The 16,657-nt window shown below is 43.8% G+C and carries 15 protein-coding genes; 2 read left to right on the forward strand and 13 right to left on the reverse strand.

Annotation, left to right across the window (positions count from 1 at the left end; genetic code table 11):
• Positions 1-62: 62 nt before the first annotated feature.
• From QMG91_RS24200 to QMG91_RS24240, 9 genes are all read right to left on the reverse strand, one after another.
• A complete protein-coding gene (locus QMG91_RS24200) occupies positions 63-407 on the reverse strand; it encodes a VOC family protein (protein WP_281830601.1) in 345 nt (114 codons plus the stop codon).
• 11 nt (positions 408-418) lie between these two features.
• Positions 419-745 carry a DUF5992 family protein gene (locus QMG91_RS24205; protein WP_004409106.1) on the reverse strand — a complete coding sequence of 109 codons (327 nt, stop codon included), beginning with the start codon at positions 743-745 and terminating at the stop codon, positions 419-421.
• An 80-nt stretch (positions 746-825) separates the two neighbouring features.
• Positions 826-1,338: a hypothetical protein gene (locus QMG91_RS24210; RefSeq protein WP_281830602.1), complete on the reverse strand. Its 513-nt coding sequence runs from the start codon at positions 1,336-1,338 to the stop codon at positions 826-828.
• 413 nt (positions 1,339-1,751) lie between these two features.
• Positions 1,752-2,783 (reverse strand): methionine synthase, encoded by a 1,032-nt coding sequence (locus QMG91_RS24215; RefSeq protein ID WP_004409110.1) that lies wholly within the window; start codon positions 2,781-2,783, stop codon positions 1,752-1,754.
• Positions 2,784-2,805: 22 nt separating this feature from the next.
• Positions 2,806-3,780: a DUF1852 domain-containing protein gene (locus tag QMG91_RS24220; protein WP_004409113.1), complete on the reverse strand. Its 975-nt coding sequence runs from the start codon at positions 3,778-3,780 to the stop codon at positions 2,806-2,808.
• A gap of 504 nt (positions 3,781-4,284) precedes the next feature.
• Positions 4,285-5,709: a PepSY-associated TM helix domain-containing protein gene (locus tag QMG91_RS24225; RefSeq protein ID WP_281830603.1), complete on the reverse strand. Its 1,425-nt coding sequence runs from the start codon at positions 5,707-5,709 to the stop codon at positions 4,285-4,287.
• 360 nt (positions 5,710-6,069) lie between these two features.
• Positions 6,070-6,426 carry a hypothetical protein gene (locus tag QMG91_RS24230; RefSeq protein WP_004409119.1) on the reverse strand — a complete coding sequence of 119 codons (357 nt, stop codon included), beginning with the start codon at positions 6,424-6,426 and terminating at the stop codon, positions 6,070-6,072.
• A gap of 90 nt (positions 6,427-6,516) precedes the next feature.
• Positions 6,517-8,460, reverse strand: coding sequence for a putative bifunctional diguanylate cyclase/phosphodiesterase (locus QMG91_RS24235; RefSeq protein ID WP_281830604.1), 1,944 nt, complete (start codon positions 8,458-8,460; stop codon positions 6,517-6,519).
• Between the two features lie 93 nt (positions 8,461-8,553).
• Positions 8,554-9,309 carry a phosphatase gene (locus QMG91_RS24240; RefSeq protein WP_281830605.1) on the reverse strand — a complete coding sequence of 252 codons (756 nt, stop codon included), beginning with the start codon at positions 9,307-9,309 and terminating at the stop codon, positions 8,554-8,556.
• A 355-nt stretch (positions 9,310-9,664) separates the two neighbouring features.
• Between QMG91_RS24240 and QMG91_RS24245 the strand changes: the two genes are divergently transcribed.
• Positions 9,665-12,616, forward strand: coding sequence for an HD domain-containing phosphohydrolase (locus QMG91_RS24245; protein ID WP_281830606.1), 2,952 nt, complete (start codon positions 9,665-9,667; stop codon positions 12,614-12,616).
• 50 nt (positions 12,617-12,666) lie between these two features.
• On the opposite strand, the gene QMG91_RS24250 is transcribed toward QMG91_RS24245, so the two are convergent.
• Complete coding sequence (locus QMG91_RS24250; RefSeq protein WP_281830607.1) at positions 12,667-13,626, reverse strand: DMT family transporter; 960 nt, start codon at positions 13,624-13,626, stop codon at positions 12,667-12,669.
• A 125-nt stretch (positions 13,627-13,751) separates the two neighbouring features.
• Here QMG91_RS24250 and QMG91_RS24255 point away from each other — a divergent pair, with 125 nt between their 5' ends.
• Positions 13,752-14,636 (forward strand): LysR substrate-binding domain-containing protein, encoded by an 885-nt coding sequence (locus tag QMG91_RS24255; RefSeq protein ID WP_281830608.1) that lies wholly within the window; start codon positions 13,752-13,754, stop codon positions 14,634-14,636.
• Positions 14,637-14,659: 23 nt separating this feature from the next.
• Here QMG91_RS24255 and QMG91_RS24260 read toward each other — a convergent pair whose 3' ends face one another.
• From QMG91_RS24260 to QMG91_RS24270, 3 genes are all read right to left on the reverse strand, one after another.
• A complete protein-coding gene (locus tag QMG91_RS24260; protein WP_281830609.1) occupies positions 14,660-14,974 on the reverse strand; it encodes an AzlD domain-containing protein in 315 nt (104 codons plus the stop codon).
• Positions 14,971-15,663 (reverse strand): AzlC family ABC transporter permease, encoded by a 693-nt coding sequence (locus tag QMG91_RS24265; RefSeq protein ID WP_022599783.1) that lies wholly within the window; start codon positions 15,661-15,663, stop codon positions 14,971-14,973. The genes QMG91_RS24260 and QMG91_RS24265 overlap by 4 nt, the downstream gene beginning before the upstream one ends.
• A 66-nt stretch (positions 15,664-15,729) precedes the next feature.
• Complete coding sequence (locus tag QMG91_RS24270; protein ID WP_281830610.1) at positions 15,730-16,560, reverse strand: AraC family transcriptional regulator; 831 nt, start codon at positions 16,558-16,560, stop codon at positions 15,730-15,732.
• Positions 16,561-16,657 lie beyond the last annotated feature (97 nt).

Here is a 16,657-nt window from a genome sequence, read left to right on the forward strand (position 1 = left end):
GGGCTTAACTACGTCTATATCGAATGACTTTGCCCAGTAATAACAGGTAACCAAAAGGTCTCTTAAAGTTGCCACAGACCTTGCTCTATCGAGCCCAGAATGTATATTGCAAACGTCCCTTTACCAGGAATCTCTAATGGCGGAACCGCAATTTCCGCGCCTTGCTCCTTAACATCGATAACTGCCTGCGCAATATCTTCTACCAGCCAGTACGGGCGAGTCACCGGTGTTTCTGTTTCCCGCAGTGGCGCCCTAACTCCGACAATACAGCCATCAGACAAAACACCTGTTCTCGCGCCACCGAGTAGTTCATCTGCTCCTCCAAAATTGATCTTTTGAGCGGCTTCATACGCTTTACACACCGAATCAACATCAGGAGTGACTATTTCTAAATAGTGAATTTTCATAATTTCCCTCGTTATTTGATCACGCGAATGTAAGCTGCATTAGTACAGCTTGCACCTGCATAATCGTGTATCCACACCTTATGCCCTGATGCAAATGCGGTAAGTGCTGTCGAATAAGCCCGAGAAAAAATCTCATTTGAACTTGTGGCAGTCCTTGGAAAATTTATGCTTTTATTAGCACATACACCCGTACCGCCCTCTACCCAAACAGTAAAGTTGTCTCCGTTACCACTTGTGTTTGCCACTGACGTGATGGTTGCGTCTTTAACTATGTAAGTTCCAGCGCCATTTGCGGAGCTTGCAAATACAAAAAGAGCAATGGTAATTAACTTTTTCATTTAATCTTCCTTTGATTTTTAAAGTAAAAAAGCACTGGTACATTTTGCTGTATACCAGTGCTTTTTGAAAGAGGGATAGATTACTTAGGGCTAAATGGCAGAGAAGAGTGGTGAAGATTTATCTTAACGTTGCCTTCTTCATCTTTGATATAGCCAAATGAGTACTCAACTTTTACTTCTTCACCATTTGTTTTGGTGAAGAAGTAATTGCCCATTGCCATTGCAGAATCACCATCAGTAACAATTCCTTCGTTTTCCCAACGAACCTTAATATAAGGTGCCAAAGCGAAGCCTTTATCTTCTGCAAGATCCTGACCGATAAAATAGGACAAAGCTTCTTTCTGTGTTCCACGGAACTGGTCTACAGACGCCAAAGTAGGTTTAAACAGAACCTGTCCTTCACCAAAAGCATAGAATTCTTCAAGATGCTTTATCGCAGCTTCTCTTGGATCACTTGCTTTTCCTATTTTAACGATCCCCTCTCCCCAACCTATTTGTGCGGCTTCTACTTCTGCAGTGGATATTGAGTCCGCATAGGCATTAAAAGCACCAAATGAAGCAACCGCCAATGTAATTACAGATAACTTTCTCATTAGTTTCATCCTTGTGAATTTATAGAAATATTTATTTTAGATAAAAATATCATTAGATAAAGCAAACAAAGATTTCGAAAATTGTAATTGAACCAGGTATTAGTTCAGCTTTCCTTACCTATGTTGTGCAATGATTTCGTTGAGCTTTTTACCAAAAAGGCAGACTACTAAATAGGACTTTTTACTCAAGGCTATTTTAGTGAATTTGGATCCAAGAGCTAATTTGGCGCAAAAGGTTTGCAATAGTTTCAGAAGGGTAGAATTTCAAGAAAAGATAAAGATTATTAGATAAAAGGAGGGAGTAAATCTTATTAACAAATTTATATTTAAAATGGGTGTGTCATATTTTTGTTTCTAATGCATTTAATATAGAAAAGGGCTGCTAAAAAACAGCCCTTTTTATGTTTAATACGTTAGGAGGTCAGTTCTTTACGAAGAATTTCTGCACCTGCGCTTAGAGCATTGAGTTTGCCTCTCGCAACCTCACGGGATAGAGGAGCCATACCGCAGTTGGTTGAAGGATAAAGCTTGTCAGCATCGACAAACTGGAGGGCTTTTCGAAGCGTGTCCGCAACTTCTTCCGGTGTTTCAATGGCGTTAGTTGCCACATCAATCGCCCCAACCATCACTTTCTTACCGCGAATGAGTTCAATAAGATCCATAGGCACTCGCGAGTTTTGGCACTCTAACGAAATGATATCGATGTCGGATGTTTGCAGCTTAGGAAACACTTCTTCATATTGACGCCACTCAGAACCGAGCGTTTTCTTCCAATCTGTGTTGGCTTTGATGCCATAGCCGTAACAAATATGGACAGCGGTTTCACATTTAAGCCCTTCGATTGCTCTTTCCAGAGTTGCGATACCCCAGTCATTAACTTCATCAAAGAATACGTTAAATGCAGGTTCGTCAAACTGGATAATATCTACTCCAGCCGCCTCAAGTTCTTTGGCTTCCTGATTCAGAATTTTGGCAAATTCCCAAGCCAGCTTTTCGCGACTCTTGTAGTGAGCATCGTAAAGCGTGTCGATCATCGTCATAGGACCTGGCAAAGCCCATTTGATCGGTTTATCAGTTTGCTCACGCAAAAACTTTGCATCTTCAACAAAGACTGGTTTCTGACGGCTAACAGCGCCAACAACGGTTGGTACACTCGCATCATAGCGGTCGCGGATTTTCACTGTCTCACGCTTCTCGAAGTCAACTCCATCGAGATGCTCAATAAATGTGGTCACGAAGTGCTGACGTGTTTGCTCGCCATCACTGACAATGTCTATGCCTGTTTGCACTTGTTCTTGCAGAGATACGCGCAACGCGTCCTGCTTTCCATCAATCAGTTCCTGATCTTCTAGCTTCCAGGGAGACCAAAGTTTCTCAGGTTGTGCCAGCCAAGAAGGCTTAGGTAAGCTGCCAGCCGTTGAAGTAGGTAATAGAATTTTCGTCATGCTTTTGTTTTTCCCTTAACTATTAAGCGTAGTTTGCAGACCATTGCTCAAGAACATTTTGATAAGGCTTGATGAAGTTCTCTTCCGCAAATTTCCCTTGCTCGATAGCCAGTCTGCTGCGCTCTTCTCTGTCATAAACAATCTGAGTCAGAGAGTGATCCAGGTTTTTCAGGTTTGGCTGATAATGCTTGCCTGCCGCTGCATTCGCATTGTAAATCTCTGGTCGGTAGATTTTCTGGAAAGTTTCCATGGTGCTGATGGTGCTGATCAGCTCAAGGTTGGTGTAATCATTAAGCAGATCACCAAAGAAGTAGAAAGCCAACGGGGCAACACTGTTAGGCGGCATGAAGTAACGTACTTGCAGACCCATTTTTTTGAAGTATTGCTCGGTCAAAGACGATTCGTTTGGCTCGTATTCAAAACCTAATACCGGGTGTTGATTTTCAGTACGGTGATACGTTTTGTTGTCAGATACACTTAGGCAGATAACCGGTGGCTTATTGAAATGTTGCTTGTAAGTGTCGGATTTAATGAAGCTCTTGAATAGCTTACCGTGCAGTTCACCAAAGTTAGCTGGTACGCTGAATTGATCTTGGTTCTTGTTATGGTCCAGTAGCAATACGCTGAAATCATAATCGCGAACGTAAGAGGAGAAGTTGTTTCCAACGATACCTTCAATACGTTCATTCGTTTTATGGTCAACAATGTTTGTCTTCAGAATTTCTATTGATGGGAAAGCCTGCCCACTGCCTTCGATATCCATATCTACGGATACGATTTCAAGCTCAACAGAATAACGATCACCTTTCGGGTTATCCCAACTTGCCAGAGCATTAAAGCTGTTGTCGATCATCTTCAACGCGTTACGTAGGTTAGCTTGACGGCTATCGCCTCTTGCTAGGTTAGCAAAATTAGTTGTGATACGCGTACTGTCTGAAGGATGGTAATTCTCATCAAAACAAATGCTTTTGATTGTGAATGCAAAGTCTTTATTCATGGTGATCTGATTTCCAATTCTTGAGGAAAGACCTGAGAGTTTTCACGGGTTTCAGGTCTTCCCAATATTCTTTCTTATTTTCCCAGCCTGAACTTTTCACAGATTCTTGATTTGCGTCAAACGAAGCAAATAGCTTCAACTGTATTATCCACTACGCTCGGGAGTAGAATGTGTTTTATACCCAGATACCAAATTGAGTAAAAATGGTTTTCTTTCACATTTAACATGAGAAATATTCATGTTCTTTTTCACTAGCTTTTTTCTCCGAGTAATTAGTGTGATTTTTCTCCTGCCTTTCCTCTCTAAAAGCCTCAATAATAATCCAGTCCAAACTTTCTATCGGACACCTGAGCTATTCATTAAAACTCAACATCAAATACTTCTCTCAATTTAAATTGGGGAGAAAATTTATTGTCTAAAGAACATGATCAAAAAAGCCCCAAAAGTTTGGGGCTTAATAATGTAATTACTGTGTGGTTTAAGGCTTAATTTTGTACATGAAGATTAAGCAAACCAGTGGCGCAGTTTTGGCATCGTTTTTAGGAGCAATGCATCAATAATCAAAACAGTCACTATCGTCGCGCCTGCAAGTGGGAAGGCGAAGCCGACCAAAACAACGGTCACTGCTCCTAGCTTCCAGATTCCCCCTTTTTGAAAAGAAGGTGGTGCTCCCAGTTTTTTCTTACCTGCTGGTCGACGTTTCCACCACATTAGCGCACCTGTTACGCTAACCGCGACGAACGCAAGACAGAAGAACACATTCAAAAGCTTGTTGATGATGCTGACTTCACCCGTGTGGAGTGCAATGCCTGCCGCCATAAACTTGGCCATCCAGTTGTAGTCTTCCCATGTCACATCTGCGAGGATTTCACCTGAGTACTGGTCGATGTGTGTCGTACGATCCTGTGTTGGATCGGTTATATCACCACTCATGGTGTTCGCACCAAGCGTAAACACGCCAGTTTCACTCTTCGGCAGATTCAATTTGTATTGAGTCATGCCAAGTTTACTCGCAGTATCCACGACCTTATCGATAGATACAGTTGCCGTGTTGATGTGATGGGCATGGTCACCGTGACCACCATGATGCTCATGACCTTTCGATTCGGGTAACGGCGTTTGCTCTAACCCCCATGGTACTTCTTCTTCGGTTCCATGATTTAAGCTGGCGTGCGTTTTATCCGATAAAGGAACATCCGACCATTTTTGAGCGGGAAAACTGCTCCATGGCTGCACAAATTTTCCACCCCAAATACCTGCCCAAGCAAGCCCGGAAACCAGGAAGAACAATAGAACTAATGAAAGCACACCACCTAAGTTTGCATGCAGATCTCGCATGAAGATGCGGGTTCCACTCTGCATACGAATTTTCAGAAAGCCCGCTTTCGAAGCGTTGTCCGACGGTAACCAAAGGTAAATACCAGTCACCAGTAAAATAATGGACAGACTGGCAGAAATTTCGATTAGGTAACCGCCAGTGTCTCCGACGAGTAATGTACTATGAATGTCATTTGCTAACGCGTACCAGCTTTCACCGCGATCAATTTCGCCTTTGATATCACCGGTATAAGGGTCAACAAGAACAAAACGGTTTGAGCCATCTTCAAACCTTACTGAAAATCGGTTTGGTGCTGTCTCGCTATGTGCTGGCACAAATTGAGTAACTGTGCCCTCTGCATAGCTCTCAACGATACTAAGCTGCTGTGACACCGGAATAGAATTCGATTTAGGTTCAACAATCAGCATGTCGCCGTAGCGAGCGCTTTCAAGCTCGTCATCGAACAACATCACAATGCCTGTAAGAGACAGTATCAACATAAACGGGATGACAAATAACCCTGCATAAAAATGCCATCTCCAAGTGAGAAAATAGAGGTTCTTCGAACGTGCGAAGTCCTTTTGTTGAGCTGTTTGAGTGCTTCCCAACATAATAATTTTTCCTTTTAACGCTAAAACACTCTTTTATACCCAAGTAACCTAAAGATGCCGGTTTCAGAGCTTCATATTCTGTTTCAATTCAAGGAAAAGAACGCAGCGGAATGATGAATCCTTTCCAAGTTCTTTGACGATGAAGTGGGACAGAATATGCGCTCCCAAGGGCGAGTTTAACTGGCTTTCATACTGTGTTACCGATTCTCGATTTAGAGCCACTAGATCTTCAAATCGGTGCCTTGTCTGAAAGCCACTTAATTCTCGCTGAGCCGAGCATCTTTAGGTTACTTGGGTATATCCAAAGCCGAGTAACTTCAGATACATGCGAGTGCGTATATTTTTGTAATAATTGTGTGTTCAGGAAAAATAAGCAGGTGGTGCTCGTGGGGTATGCAATTGATAACGCACGTTTAGAGCCAAATAAACGTATTGGTTTTCAATTGCAAAACTCAGTAGTTGGAAGATGGGTGTAGTTGGAAGATTGTTATGGTGAAAAGTGGAATAATGGCTGAATGGACAAGGCTTCCCACTGTGGGTTTTCACCTCCTGTCCTTCTTCGATCTGAACTAACTCAAATCCGTTAACGGTACATAGCATCGCCCACACACCAGCATTGCTGCCGTGCGCATTTATGACCGGCATTAATGTCACCAGTACCCAACTCAGGGCACAAGCGAATAACATTCCTGTTTTAAATGGGGTGCGATGGATCATAACCCTTCCTTATTTTACGGTATGAAGGGTATCTCCTATTAACAAAAGATTCAAAAGAAAGGAGAACTTACACAACCACGATCACAGTGCTTATGGTAAGAATTTGTAATCGGATGTGAGCAAATCTTCGATCTCTTCTAATAGCAGCGGTTTAGAGAACAAGAACCCCTGAATTGACTGACAACCAAGCTCTCTTACCAAAGCGAGTTCCAGCGTATTCTCTACCCCTTCTGCAACCACATCCATGCCTAAGTTTCGCGCAAGCTCAATAATTGTTCGTGTAATGATTTGTTTGTCTTTGTGCATTTGAATTTGGTGAACGAAGGAACGATCCACTTTTAGTTTTCCGATTGGATAACGGGAAAGATAAGCAAGGTTTGAATAGCCGGTTCCAAAGTCATCAACACTCAGGTTAAGTCCTAGCTCCCGGAATTTATTGAGAGTGCCAATCAGCCTCTCTTCATCTTTCATCAGTATGGATTCCGTCAGTTCAAGCTCAAGAAGATGAGCCGGAACCTGGGTTTCTTTCAGAAGTTTTTCTACTTCGACCAGAAGATTGTGATGATAAAACTGAATACCGGATACGTTGACAGATACGGGTTTGCAGTCGATTCCTTTCGCCAGCCATTCAGCCAGTTGATTCAGAACCATTTTAATAACGTACAGACCAATTTCTGAAATCAGACCGGACTGTTCAGCGAACGGTATAAACTCACCTGGACCAATTTCACCTTTTTCCGGATCCTGCCAGCGAATCAGAGCTTCCATTCCAACAATCGAACCCGTATCGCTATTCACCATAGGCTGATAACGAACAAATAGCTGGTTCTGATCAATGGCATTTCTCAGACGTTTTTCCATGTTCCACTGGTTCAGAGCCAGCCCCTCATAACGAGAAGAAAAGACCTGAGCACTTTGCTTACCCGCGATCTTAGCCTGATACATAGCAATGTCTGCGTTTCTCAGCAGTTCGGTATGTGTTTCCCCGTGCAAAGGAAACACAGACATACCAATAGATGCTGAAAAATCGAATTCATAGTTGTCTTTCTTAAACGTCATGCTGATTTGCTTGAGCAGATAGCTGGACCAACGCTCGACACTGGCTTCCTGGGTGTCATCTTGAATCACCACAACAAACTCATCGCCGCTGTGGCGATATACATCACCTTTTTTACCTACTGCCTGACGCAGTTTCTCAGCCGCCGCTTTTAGTGCCGCATCCCCTGCCGCATGACCGATTGAATCGTTTACAATCTTAAAGTTATCCAGATCCACAAAAGCTACGATAAACGGAGCCTTTGCGGCGATTAATGCGTCCAAATCCTGTTCAAGAGAGTAGCGGTTTTTAAGGTGGGTCAGCATGTCGTGGTGGGCAAGAAAAGCCAATTTATCCTCTGCGGCTTTTCGTTCGCTGATATCACGTGCAGTTCCTGCTGTGCCAACAACGACACCTTCTCTTACGACAGGCACTTTGATGAGCTCTATCCACGAACGATTCCCATCCACTGCTGTGGCAAGAAACTCGTGCCTGATGGGGGTGAGCGTTTTCATGACCTCTTCGTCATCTTCACGGTATTGCACTGCGTCTTCGTATCGAGAAAGATCAAAGTCTGTCTTTCCGATCAGCGCTTCATAATTTACACCAAATGCTCGTTGAAACTCAGCATTAACGGCAAGGAACCGTCCATCAGTATCTTTTATCCAGGCCAGGTCAGGAATGCTATTGAGTAAGGTCTGATATTTGTCTGATCGTTCTTTAAGAGCCAGAATTTCATCGCTCTGATACGTATTCTCTTCCTGTGCTATTTCTAGTTGTTCTTCCAGTTTTGCCACCTTTTTACTGGTGGTGATGACATGAAAATGAACCAGCTGCAAAAAGGCAAATAAAGTAAGAAACAGCGCCAGACTGGTAGTGACTACAGCCTCCGGAAACGTGAATATCACAGCAAGGCAGATAACCAAGATCAGAGTGGTGCTAAGAAGCCAGAAAAGTTTTCGATGTTGTACAGCTCGAGCAATAGGCGAACGACTCATCTTCACCCTCAACGAAATTAACAGATGAGCGTACAGTATAAATTAATTTGCGCGAAAAAAGTTCACTTTTTGATAATTTTATGAACAAAAGCGTTACTTTGAACGATAATACATTGAATATTCTTCAATATTTTTTCTTCCTCTTAATAAAAGGAAGTTTAAAAACTGTTCAGGAGAATGTGTGATAACTTTTTCAGCTGAAATCCCGGTTTTATCGATGAGCTGTGCAGCTAAGGAAAGGTTGCCCACATCCAGACAGAAATGTGCGTCAGAGCCAGTTGTAATAAAAGCGCCTTTTTCTTTCGCTAGCTTTGCGATTTCACTGCACCTTTCAACACTACCCGCTCGGCTTCTTCCTTTAAGTGAAGTGTTATTGATTTCAATCGCAACGTGGTTCTCGACGGCGCACTCAATGACTGGTTCAAATTCAAAATCGTAATTCGGGTTGCCTAGATGTCCGAGAGCGTCCACCCGACCTGATAAAATGATATTGATTAAGGCATCCGTATGCGCAGATTTGCTTTGAGGTTTGAACACGGCTTCGTGAAAACTCGCAATCACCCAGTCGAGGTTTTTGTCAACGGATAAGGGAATATCGATGTCGCCGCAGGTGTTCATGATATTGGATTCCACACCACGAATAATCGCAACACCGTCAATAAATCTGGGTAATACCCTCTGATTACTGAAAAACCAATAGTGTGGTGCGCCTGGCATGGATTCTGAGTGATCCGTAGTACAAAACATCGCCAGTCCACACTCTTTCGCGGCTTTGGCATTTTCAATCAAGGTACTGTAAGCGTGCCCACTGGCATAGGTGTGAGTATGTGTGTCTACTAACAATCTCATAATGAAGATCAAACCCTAAGGTCAACAGACCCTGTTTATATTTCAATTAGTTAAAGCTTAACATTTTACGATGCCGACCGTTTGGTTTTCGTTGTTTCACAGTTTGCGTAAAACGGTGACCTTCTTTCCGAAATTACAAAGAGATCCAGCTCAAATAAAAGTACTTATATGCAAATTTTTCCCATTGGAATACTTGCATATAGAGCGACCTCTACAATACTTAAAAAGCATCAGTTACAAAGGGTTAGTTACGTTCGTAATTGTTTTAGCCTACAACAAAATATTAACTCAGCCATTACATATATGGCTCAAGTTAAATTCGCATTAAGTCAGTTTGCAGCATGGTGAAACTTGTATGACAAAGCACCGCTACCCCCTGAGTATCCATATAACAAGCCTGTTTATGGCACTCGCCACAGTGATTGGAAGCGTTTTGATTGCGATCAGCTACCATCACTCACAACAACTGTTACAAGGATCAGCCAAAGAGCTGAGTAACGAAAATAGCCTTAAGCTTGAAACTCTGTTTCGTGAGCAAGTCGCACCAGTGCTGACAACACTCGATTTCATGGCAATGAGCAGCTTTATTCGTCATCAGAAAGATTCAGTAGAGAAAGGCGGATGGTTGAACTCTCTGGAAATCATCTTTCAAAGAAATACCAGTCTGGTCGCGCTGTATTACGGTTCAGACAACGGTGACTTCACACTCTACCGACCGCTTTACAACCCGAAGACTGCGGAGCAGTTCAAAGCTCCAGAAGGTGCCGAGATACTTTTCCGGTCTACCGACATTGATGGAAGAAACGAGTCCATGTTTCTTGACGGAGACAGCACTGTTCTCGCCGCATCTATTCGGTATGACAATCAATACGACCCCAGAAAACGGCCATGGTATGCGCATGCCACTGACGACCAGAAAATCCATCTGACCCAGCCTTACCATTTCTATTGGCTACAGGATATTGGTGTCACATTTGTTCGTAAGACTGCCAATAACGATTATGTGGTCGCCGCGGATTTTTCTCTTGATGGGTTAAATAAAAGCATTGGTGAACTTGCCTACGCCAGTGAAAGTCAGTTATTGCTGTTTGACAGCGCGCTGCGACCACTCGCCTCACATCGGCTGAATGGCTCTCCAGATTCTTACGACAATGTTCATCTTGGCGAGCAGCTTAAAAACACGGTATTCAGCAAACTCGATTTAAACCGAGAACTCTCTTATCAGTACTACGCAATTCAACACGGAGGCATCGACTGGTCCGTTACTCTGACCCCGGTGAAACTCACCGATAACGTTAGCCTGTGGCTGGCGGAAGCAACACCTCAGGACGCTTTGCTGGCAAACCTCTATTCCATGCGAGACAAGCAAGTTACTGTGGCCATTCTCATGCTGGTAGGCTGCTTTGGCATTGTCTGGTATATCGCGAAACGTATTGCCAGCCCGCTTCACAACCTGAACAGACAAACCGATAACATTCGACGCTTTGAATTTACCAAGACGCGCTATCCAAAAAGCCTGATCAGAGAAGTAAATGACCTGACTCAGTCCGTTGAGTTGATGGAGCACACGCTTCATGACTTACTAGAGCTCTTGCATGACACTGCAAGCAATCGGGATTTCTCAAGGCTGGCGAAAAATATCACCTATCAAAGTTACATTGTCACCAAGGCTGAAACCATCGTACTTTCGGTCTGGAATAAGAACACTAAGCAATTTGATGAGAGCGTCAATCAAGCCATCATTCCTTTGAAAATAAACATCAATTTGCTCCTTAAAAATGCAAGCCATGTTGAGGAATCATTGAAGAAAGGAGAAATAGTTCACCTTTCCAAAGAGGACGAAGCGCTCAAGCCCTACCTTGTTTACTTCTACAATTCCGATTTGTATCTGTTTCCTCTTCTTAACCGAGACCAGCAACTCATCGGAATTCTGACTCTAGGATACGAGCGTCCAGTCACTGCCGCTCAGAAAGAGAAACACGACTTCCTGCGTGAACTGCTCTCTTTTGCTGCGATAGCGAAAGAAAACATTGACCAAATTCAGCAACAAAAAGACATGCTGAATGCCTTTATTGAGCTGCTCGCATCGGCAATCGATACCAAATCTCCCTATACGGGTAAACACTGCCAGCGTGTCCCTGCTCTCGCAGAAATGCTGACTCAGGCTGTTGTTGATGACAAAGGTCGTTTTGAAGATTTTCAAATGACGGAAAAAGAGTGGGAAGAGCTTCATCTTGGCGCTTGGCTACACGATTGCGGGAAAATCATCACGCCTGAATATGTGGTTGATAAGGCGACAAAACTGGAAACCATTTACGATCGCATTCACGAAGTGCGCATGCGCTTTGAATTACTCAAACAAACAGCCCATACGCAGTACTGGAAAGGGTTAAGTTCAGGTAAAGACCAGAAGGAACTGAAACAAGCGCTCGACGCAGAACTGAAATCGCTAGATGAAGATTTCAGGTTTATCGCTGACTGTAATCTGGGTAGTGAGTTTATGGACGACAGTAAGCTGGAAAGAATCGAAGAAATCAGCAAGCGGCAGTGGACTCGAACCATCGATGACCAGCTTGGCATTTCTTGGGTAGAGAAAAGCCGCTGTGAAGATCCGGCTCCGCTTCCCGTTATGGAATCGGTGTTATCAGATAAGCAAGTACACCGTATTCCATGGGCTGAGGGCTTCAATCCAAAGCAGATGTGGAAAGAAGACTTCAATCTCACACCTGGGGATTACCATTATAATCGTGGTGAGCTTTACAACCTGTCGGTACGTTCTGGCACACTCACAAATGAAGAGCGCTTCATTATTAATGACCACATCATTCAAACCATCGACATGCTGGATAAACTGCCTTATCCGGAATATCTCCAGAAAGCACCGGAAATTGCAGGTTGCCACCATGAGCGTGTAGACGGAACGGGTTACCCCAGAGGCTATATGGCTGGAGAACTGTGCGTCCCCGCGCGAGTGATGGCAATTGCTGATATTTTTGAAGCCCTCACAGCCAGCGACAGACCTTACAAGAAAGCCAAGAACCTTAAAGAGTCCTTGTCTATCATGACCAAACTTGCAACTACGGGGCATCTCGACCCAGAACTGTACCTGCTCTTCTTACAGCAAGGTGTGTATATGAAGTACGCCAGAGAGTATTTATCTACAGAACAGATGGTTGAGGTAGATGTGAAATCTCATATGACCGAGGTGCTTATTCACCTTTCTAAACTGGCTAGTGAAGCCAAAAGAGCTCAATTAGAAGCGGAAGCTACTAAGAAAACGACAAAAGGTTCTACCACCACCAGCTAAATGAAGATGCCTACAAAAAGCACGGTGATTACGATCACCGTGCTTTTTAATTACCTCGTTTCTTTATAGATAACGAACCCTGCCCTCATTCCCTCAATTGCGGGTTTCAGAGCTTTATGGATTCGCACTATCCCCTTTTTTAGCGTATTCATCATGCTGGCCAGCACAATCAGACTTATTCCCATTATTTTGTGCCCATCTAATGACTCTGAGAACAACGTGAATTGCCAAATGCAGGTGAAAACCAAATTGGTGTAGATAAGTGGTGCAAGCTGCGATCCAGTCTCCACCAGTTGATACGCTTTTGCGCGAAATACCTGGGTGTTCACAATCAACAGTGACAACACCAATAACATGATCCAGACAAACTCATGTTCTTCTGGCATCGCAAGTAATGCCGTGTCGGTATGGCTTGGTCCAATAACCAGATAAACGGGAACCAGAAACAGAAACGCCAACAGAAATGTCCAGGCATTGAGAGACGCAGGTGTCATGCTCCCCTTTGATGCCCGGAAAAGCGCCAGTTGAGATCCAGCAACCAGAGCACCAGCGGCTAACCCCACCAATAGCTCCCATTTAAATGAAAACTCAGATAGATCTCCCGCTAACAGCAGAACACCTGCCGCCATAATGATCAAGCAAGCAATGTTCATGGCGGAAATTTTTACTTTAAAAATCAATCGCTCGAGTACTGGAATAAACAAGGGTCCGGTACTGAATAAAACGACAGACTCAACTAACGTCAGTGTCTGCATCGACCAAAGAAAGCAGAGCTGACAGCCCGCCATACAAATTGAACGGACCCAAAGCGCTCGCCACATTTTACGATGTGGAAGGTGAAACTGCGTCAGTGCCATGAACACGAAAAGGATAAACGCAGGAACAAAAAACCTCAGCATACTGAGTAATTGCACACTCAGGCTTTCTGTAAGTAATTTTGAAAAGACCCCATTCAGTGAAAGACTGAACGTGGATACCAGCATAAATACAATAGGTTTCGATAACGTCATATATATCTCCTGTTGATACCCATTCTAAGGTGCTGGCAAAAAGAAAAATAACGATTAAAATTAACTAAACCTGTAAGTTTTACTTACATATAAAATTCATTGAGCCAGCAAGCAGAGAGAAGAAAATGCCACCGTTTAAAGCCATCTATACTTTCATTGCCGTTGCAAGACTTGAAAGCATGACTAAAGCAGCCGACGTTCTGAATGTAAGCCATTCAGCGGTTAGCCAGGCTATCAAAAGCCTTGAAAACTTCCTCAATGTTACTCTTTTTGTTCGCTCAGGTAGACATGTTCATCTGAATGAACAAGGAAAACGGTACTTCCAGCAGGTTGCTCCTGCTTTTGAAACCGTGGTGTCTGCAACCGAGAAGCTGAAACAAAACCCAGATGATGGGCGCCTTACAATAAACATGGTGGCATCGCTTGCGCTGCACTGGTGGATCCCCAGAGTGGAAAAATTCCAAGGTGCAAATCAGGAATTGGACGTAAGGATTTCAAACATCATCGGAACGTTTGATTTACCAGCAGAAGGCGTGGATTTAGCAATCATTCATGGACAGGAACAGCATTGGCAAGACTACTACTGCCATAAATTACTGGATGATGAACTTGTGATGGTTGCTCACCCGGACTTAGCGAAAAGCTCCCGAAGCGCTCAGGATTTGCTTTTAGAAGTGCCCGCCATTTTTGTATCGAATGACCGACGTAAAAAGGACTGGGCTCTCTGGTGTGAAGCACGCGGTGTCAGCCTTCCACTTAAAGAAAACAATCTGACTTTCAATACATCAGTTCAGGCCATCCATGCGTGCCGTAGAAAGCTCGGAGTACTCATTACCCACAAACTGTTTATTGCAGACGATTTACATCATGAGCTACTGACTCAGGTCGATGTTTCAGTAACTCACCCTGAGAACACCTTCTTCTATGCCTGTCATCCATCCCGCCTGAATTCTGAAAGTGTAAAGTCACTTCGCAACTGGCTTGAAGCTGAGTTTTTGGAAACCACTTAAGAGCTGCAAGGCAGTCTTCTTACTCAAAGAACTAAGTGCTTTAGGATTAAAAACGCAGCCACTCCAACTAGCGTTGTTGTCAGTACATTTTTTGTTTTCCATGCAACAAAACAAGACAACAATGCTGCCAGAACGTAAGGGCTGGTCAGCGATATGTAAAGCTCTCCCTCGGGAACAAATACGATAGGCGCTAAAATCGCCGTTAACACCGCAGGACTAGCATAAGAAAGCAATCTTTGAAACTGATGATTCAGCCGAAGCGGCAATCTGGGTTCTAAAAACAGATACCGGCTAAGAAATACAACTGCTGTCATTGCCAGAATGTACCAGTAAATCATGCTTTGCCCTCCAACCTTTCACACAAGTAACCACTGATCATTGCAATCACACTGGCAATCACCAGACCTCCCTCCACTTGTTGCCACGCAAAGTAAACGGAAAGGACTAAAGCGACAAACACAGACACCAGTACAGGTCGATTTTTCACTGTTGGCACCACAATGCCAATAAAAGTTGCGGCAACGGCGAATTCCAATCCGAGTTCATTCAAATTGGGGATAGTACTGCCAGCAACAATTCCGGCAAAAGTCGCCACGTTCCAAATCAAGTAAAAGCTCAACCCTGCGCCAAATGCGTACCATGGCTTAAATTGCTTCGGGGTTTGACTGCCACAAAACGCAAACAATTCATCCGTTAACAGAAAGCCCAACACCACTCGCCAGCGCCCTGGCAACGGGCTGATTTTATCTCGCATTGCCACGCTGTATAGAAAATGACGCGATGTAATGAAAAAGATAGTGACGACAAGCGCACCCAGTGTTGTACCTGCTTTGATCATGCCCATTGCCACTAACTGTGCGGCACCTGCAAACAAGATCAAAGAAAACGCCTGCCCTTCCATCGGCGTAAGGCCGCTGTCTATTGCAAACGATCCCGCCAATATTCCCCAAGGGACAACGGCAATACTGAGAGGCAACATCTTGATGGTGCCTTGAATAAAAAGTGAAGAGCGAGATTCTTGAGACATATTTTCCTTAAATGAATCATCTGGGGGCACGGAAAAACACTCAGAGTATATGTAATACGTGTGAGGTTAAGCTGCTTTAGCAAACTGAGAAGGGGTAATACCCATTGCCGACTTAAAATGTCGGTGAAAATGGCTTTGATCATGAAAGCCCAAATCATGAGCGACGTCCATGACCTTCATTCCACTTAACATCCATTTCTTTGCCAGCCTCAATCGAACCTGCACCTGATAGGCATGAGGTGGAATGCCGTAAGTTTTTTTAAACTCACGCGCAAAATAGTAAGGGCTAAGTGAAGCAATTGAAGCCAGTTCTTCCAGCGAAACGTCTGCTTGAGGTAGATCGTCCAGAAACTCTTTCGCTCTTTGAATATTACGTTTTGCGGACGCCATATCTGGCATGTTCGGTTCATTTTTCCCATGTCGAATAACAAGCTTCATTAACGCTTCGTAGAGGGCTGTTTCTCGGTAAAGCCGAGTTGAATCTGACTTTAGCACGGAAAAAAGCTGACGAAACCGGGAAGCCAGTTCCGGGTCATAAACAACCGGCGCTGGAAAATATGGAGCCCCGCAAAATGACCGCCCAATCTGTTCAAAGTGCTCAGGAAGCGGGTACATTGCCTGATAAGACCAACCTCCTTCAGTGGCGGAATGCCCATTATGTAATTCGTCCGCATTCACCAGAATAATGCTGTCGCTCGGTGCAACATGGTTTCCACCACTACGGTAAAAACGCTGAGCCCCAGTTTCGATTACACCAATGGTGTAGCCTTCATGGCTATGACAGGAAAAGTTTTGCTTTTCGTAACTCGCTTCCAATAGCTCCAGCCCGCCTAATTCTTGTGCAATGCAAAAATTAGCGATCTCTCTGTTCTTCTTTTTGGTGCGAGTTGTACCCATAACTTTCCTTGTCTAATGCTTACTATTGATATGCCATCAATCCTTGGATGTTGACACGATCATCCTATCAAAGCGCTCAATAGAAAAATTGTATAAT

The sequence above is a fragment of the Vibrio nigripulchritudo genome (assembly GCF_027924785.1).
Classification (GTDB): Bacteria; Pseudomonadota; Gammaproteobacteria; order Enterobacterales; family Vibrionaceae; genus Vibrio; species Vibrio nigripulchritudo.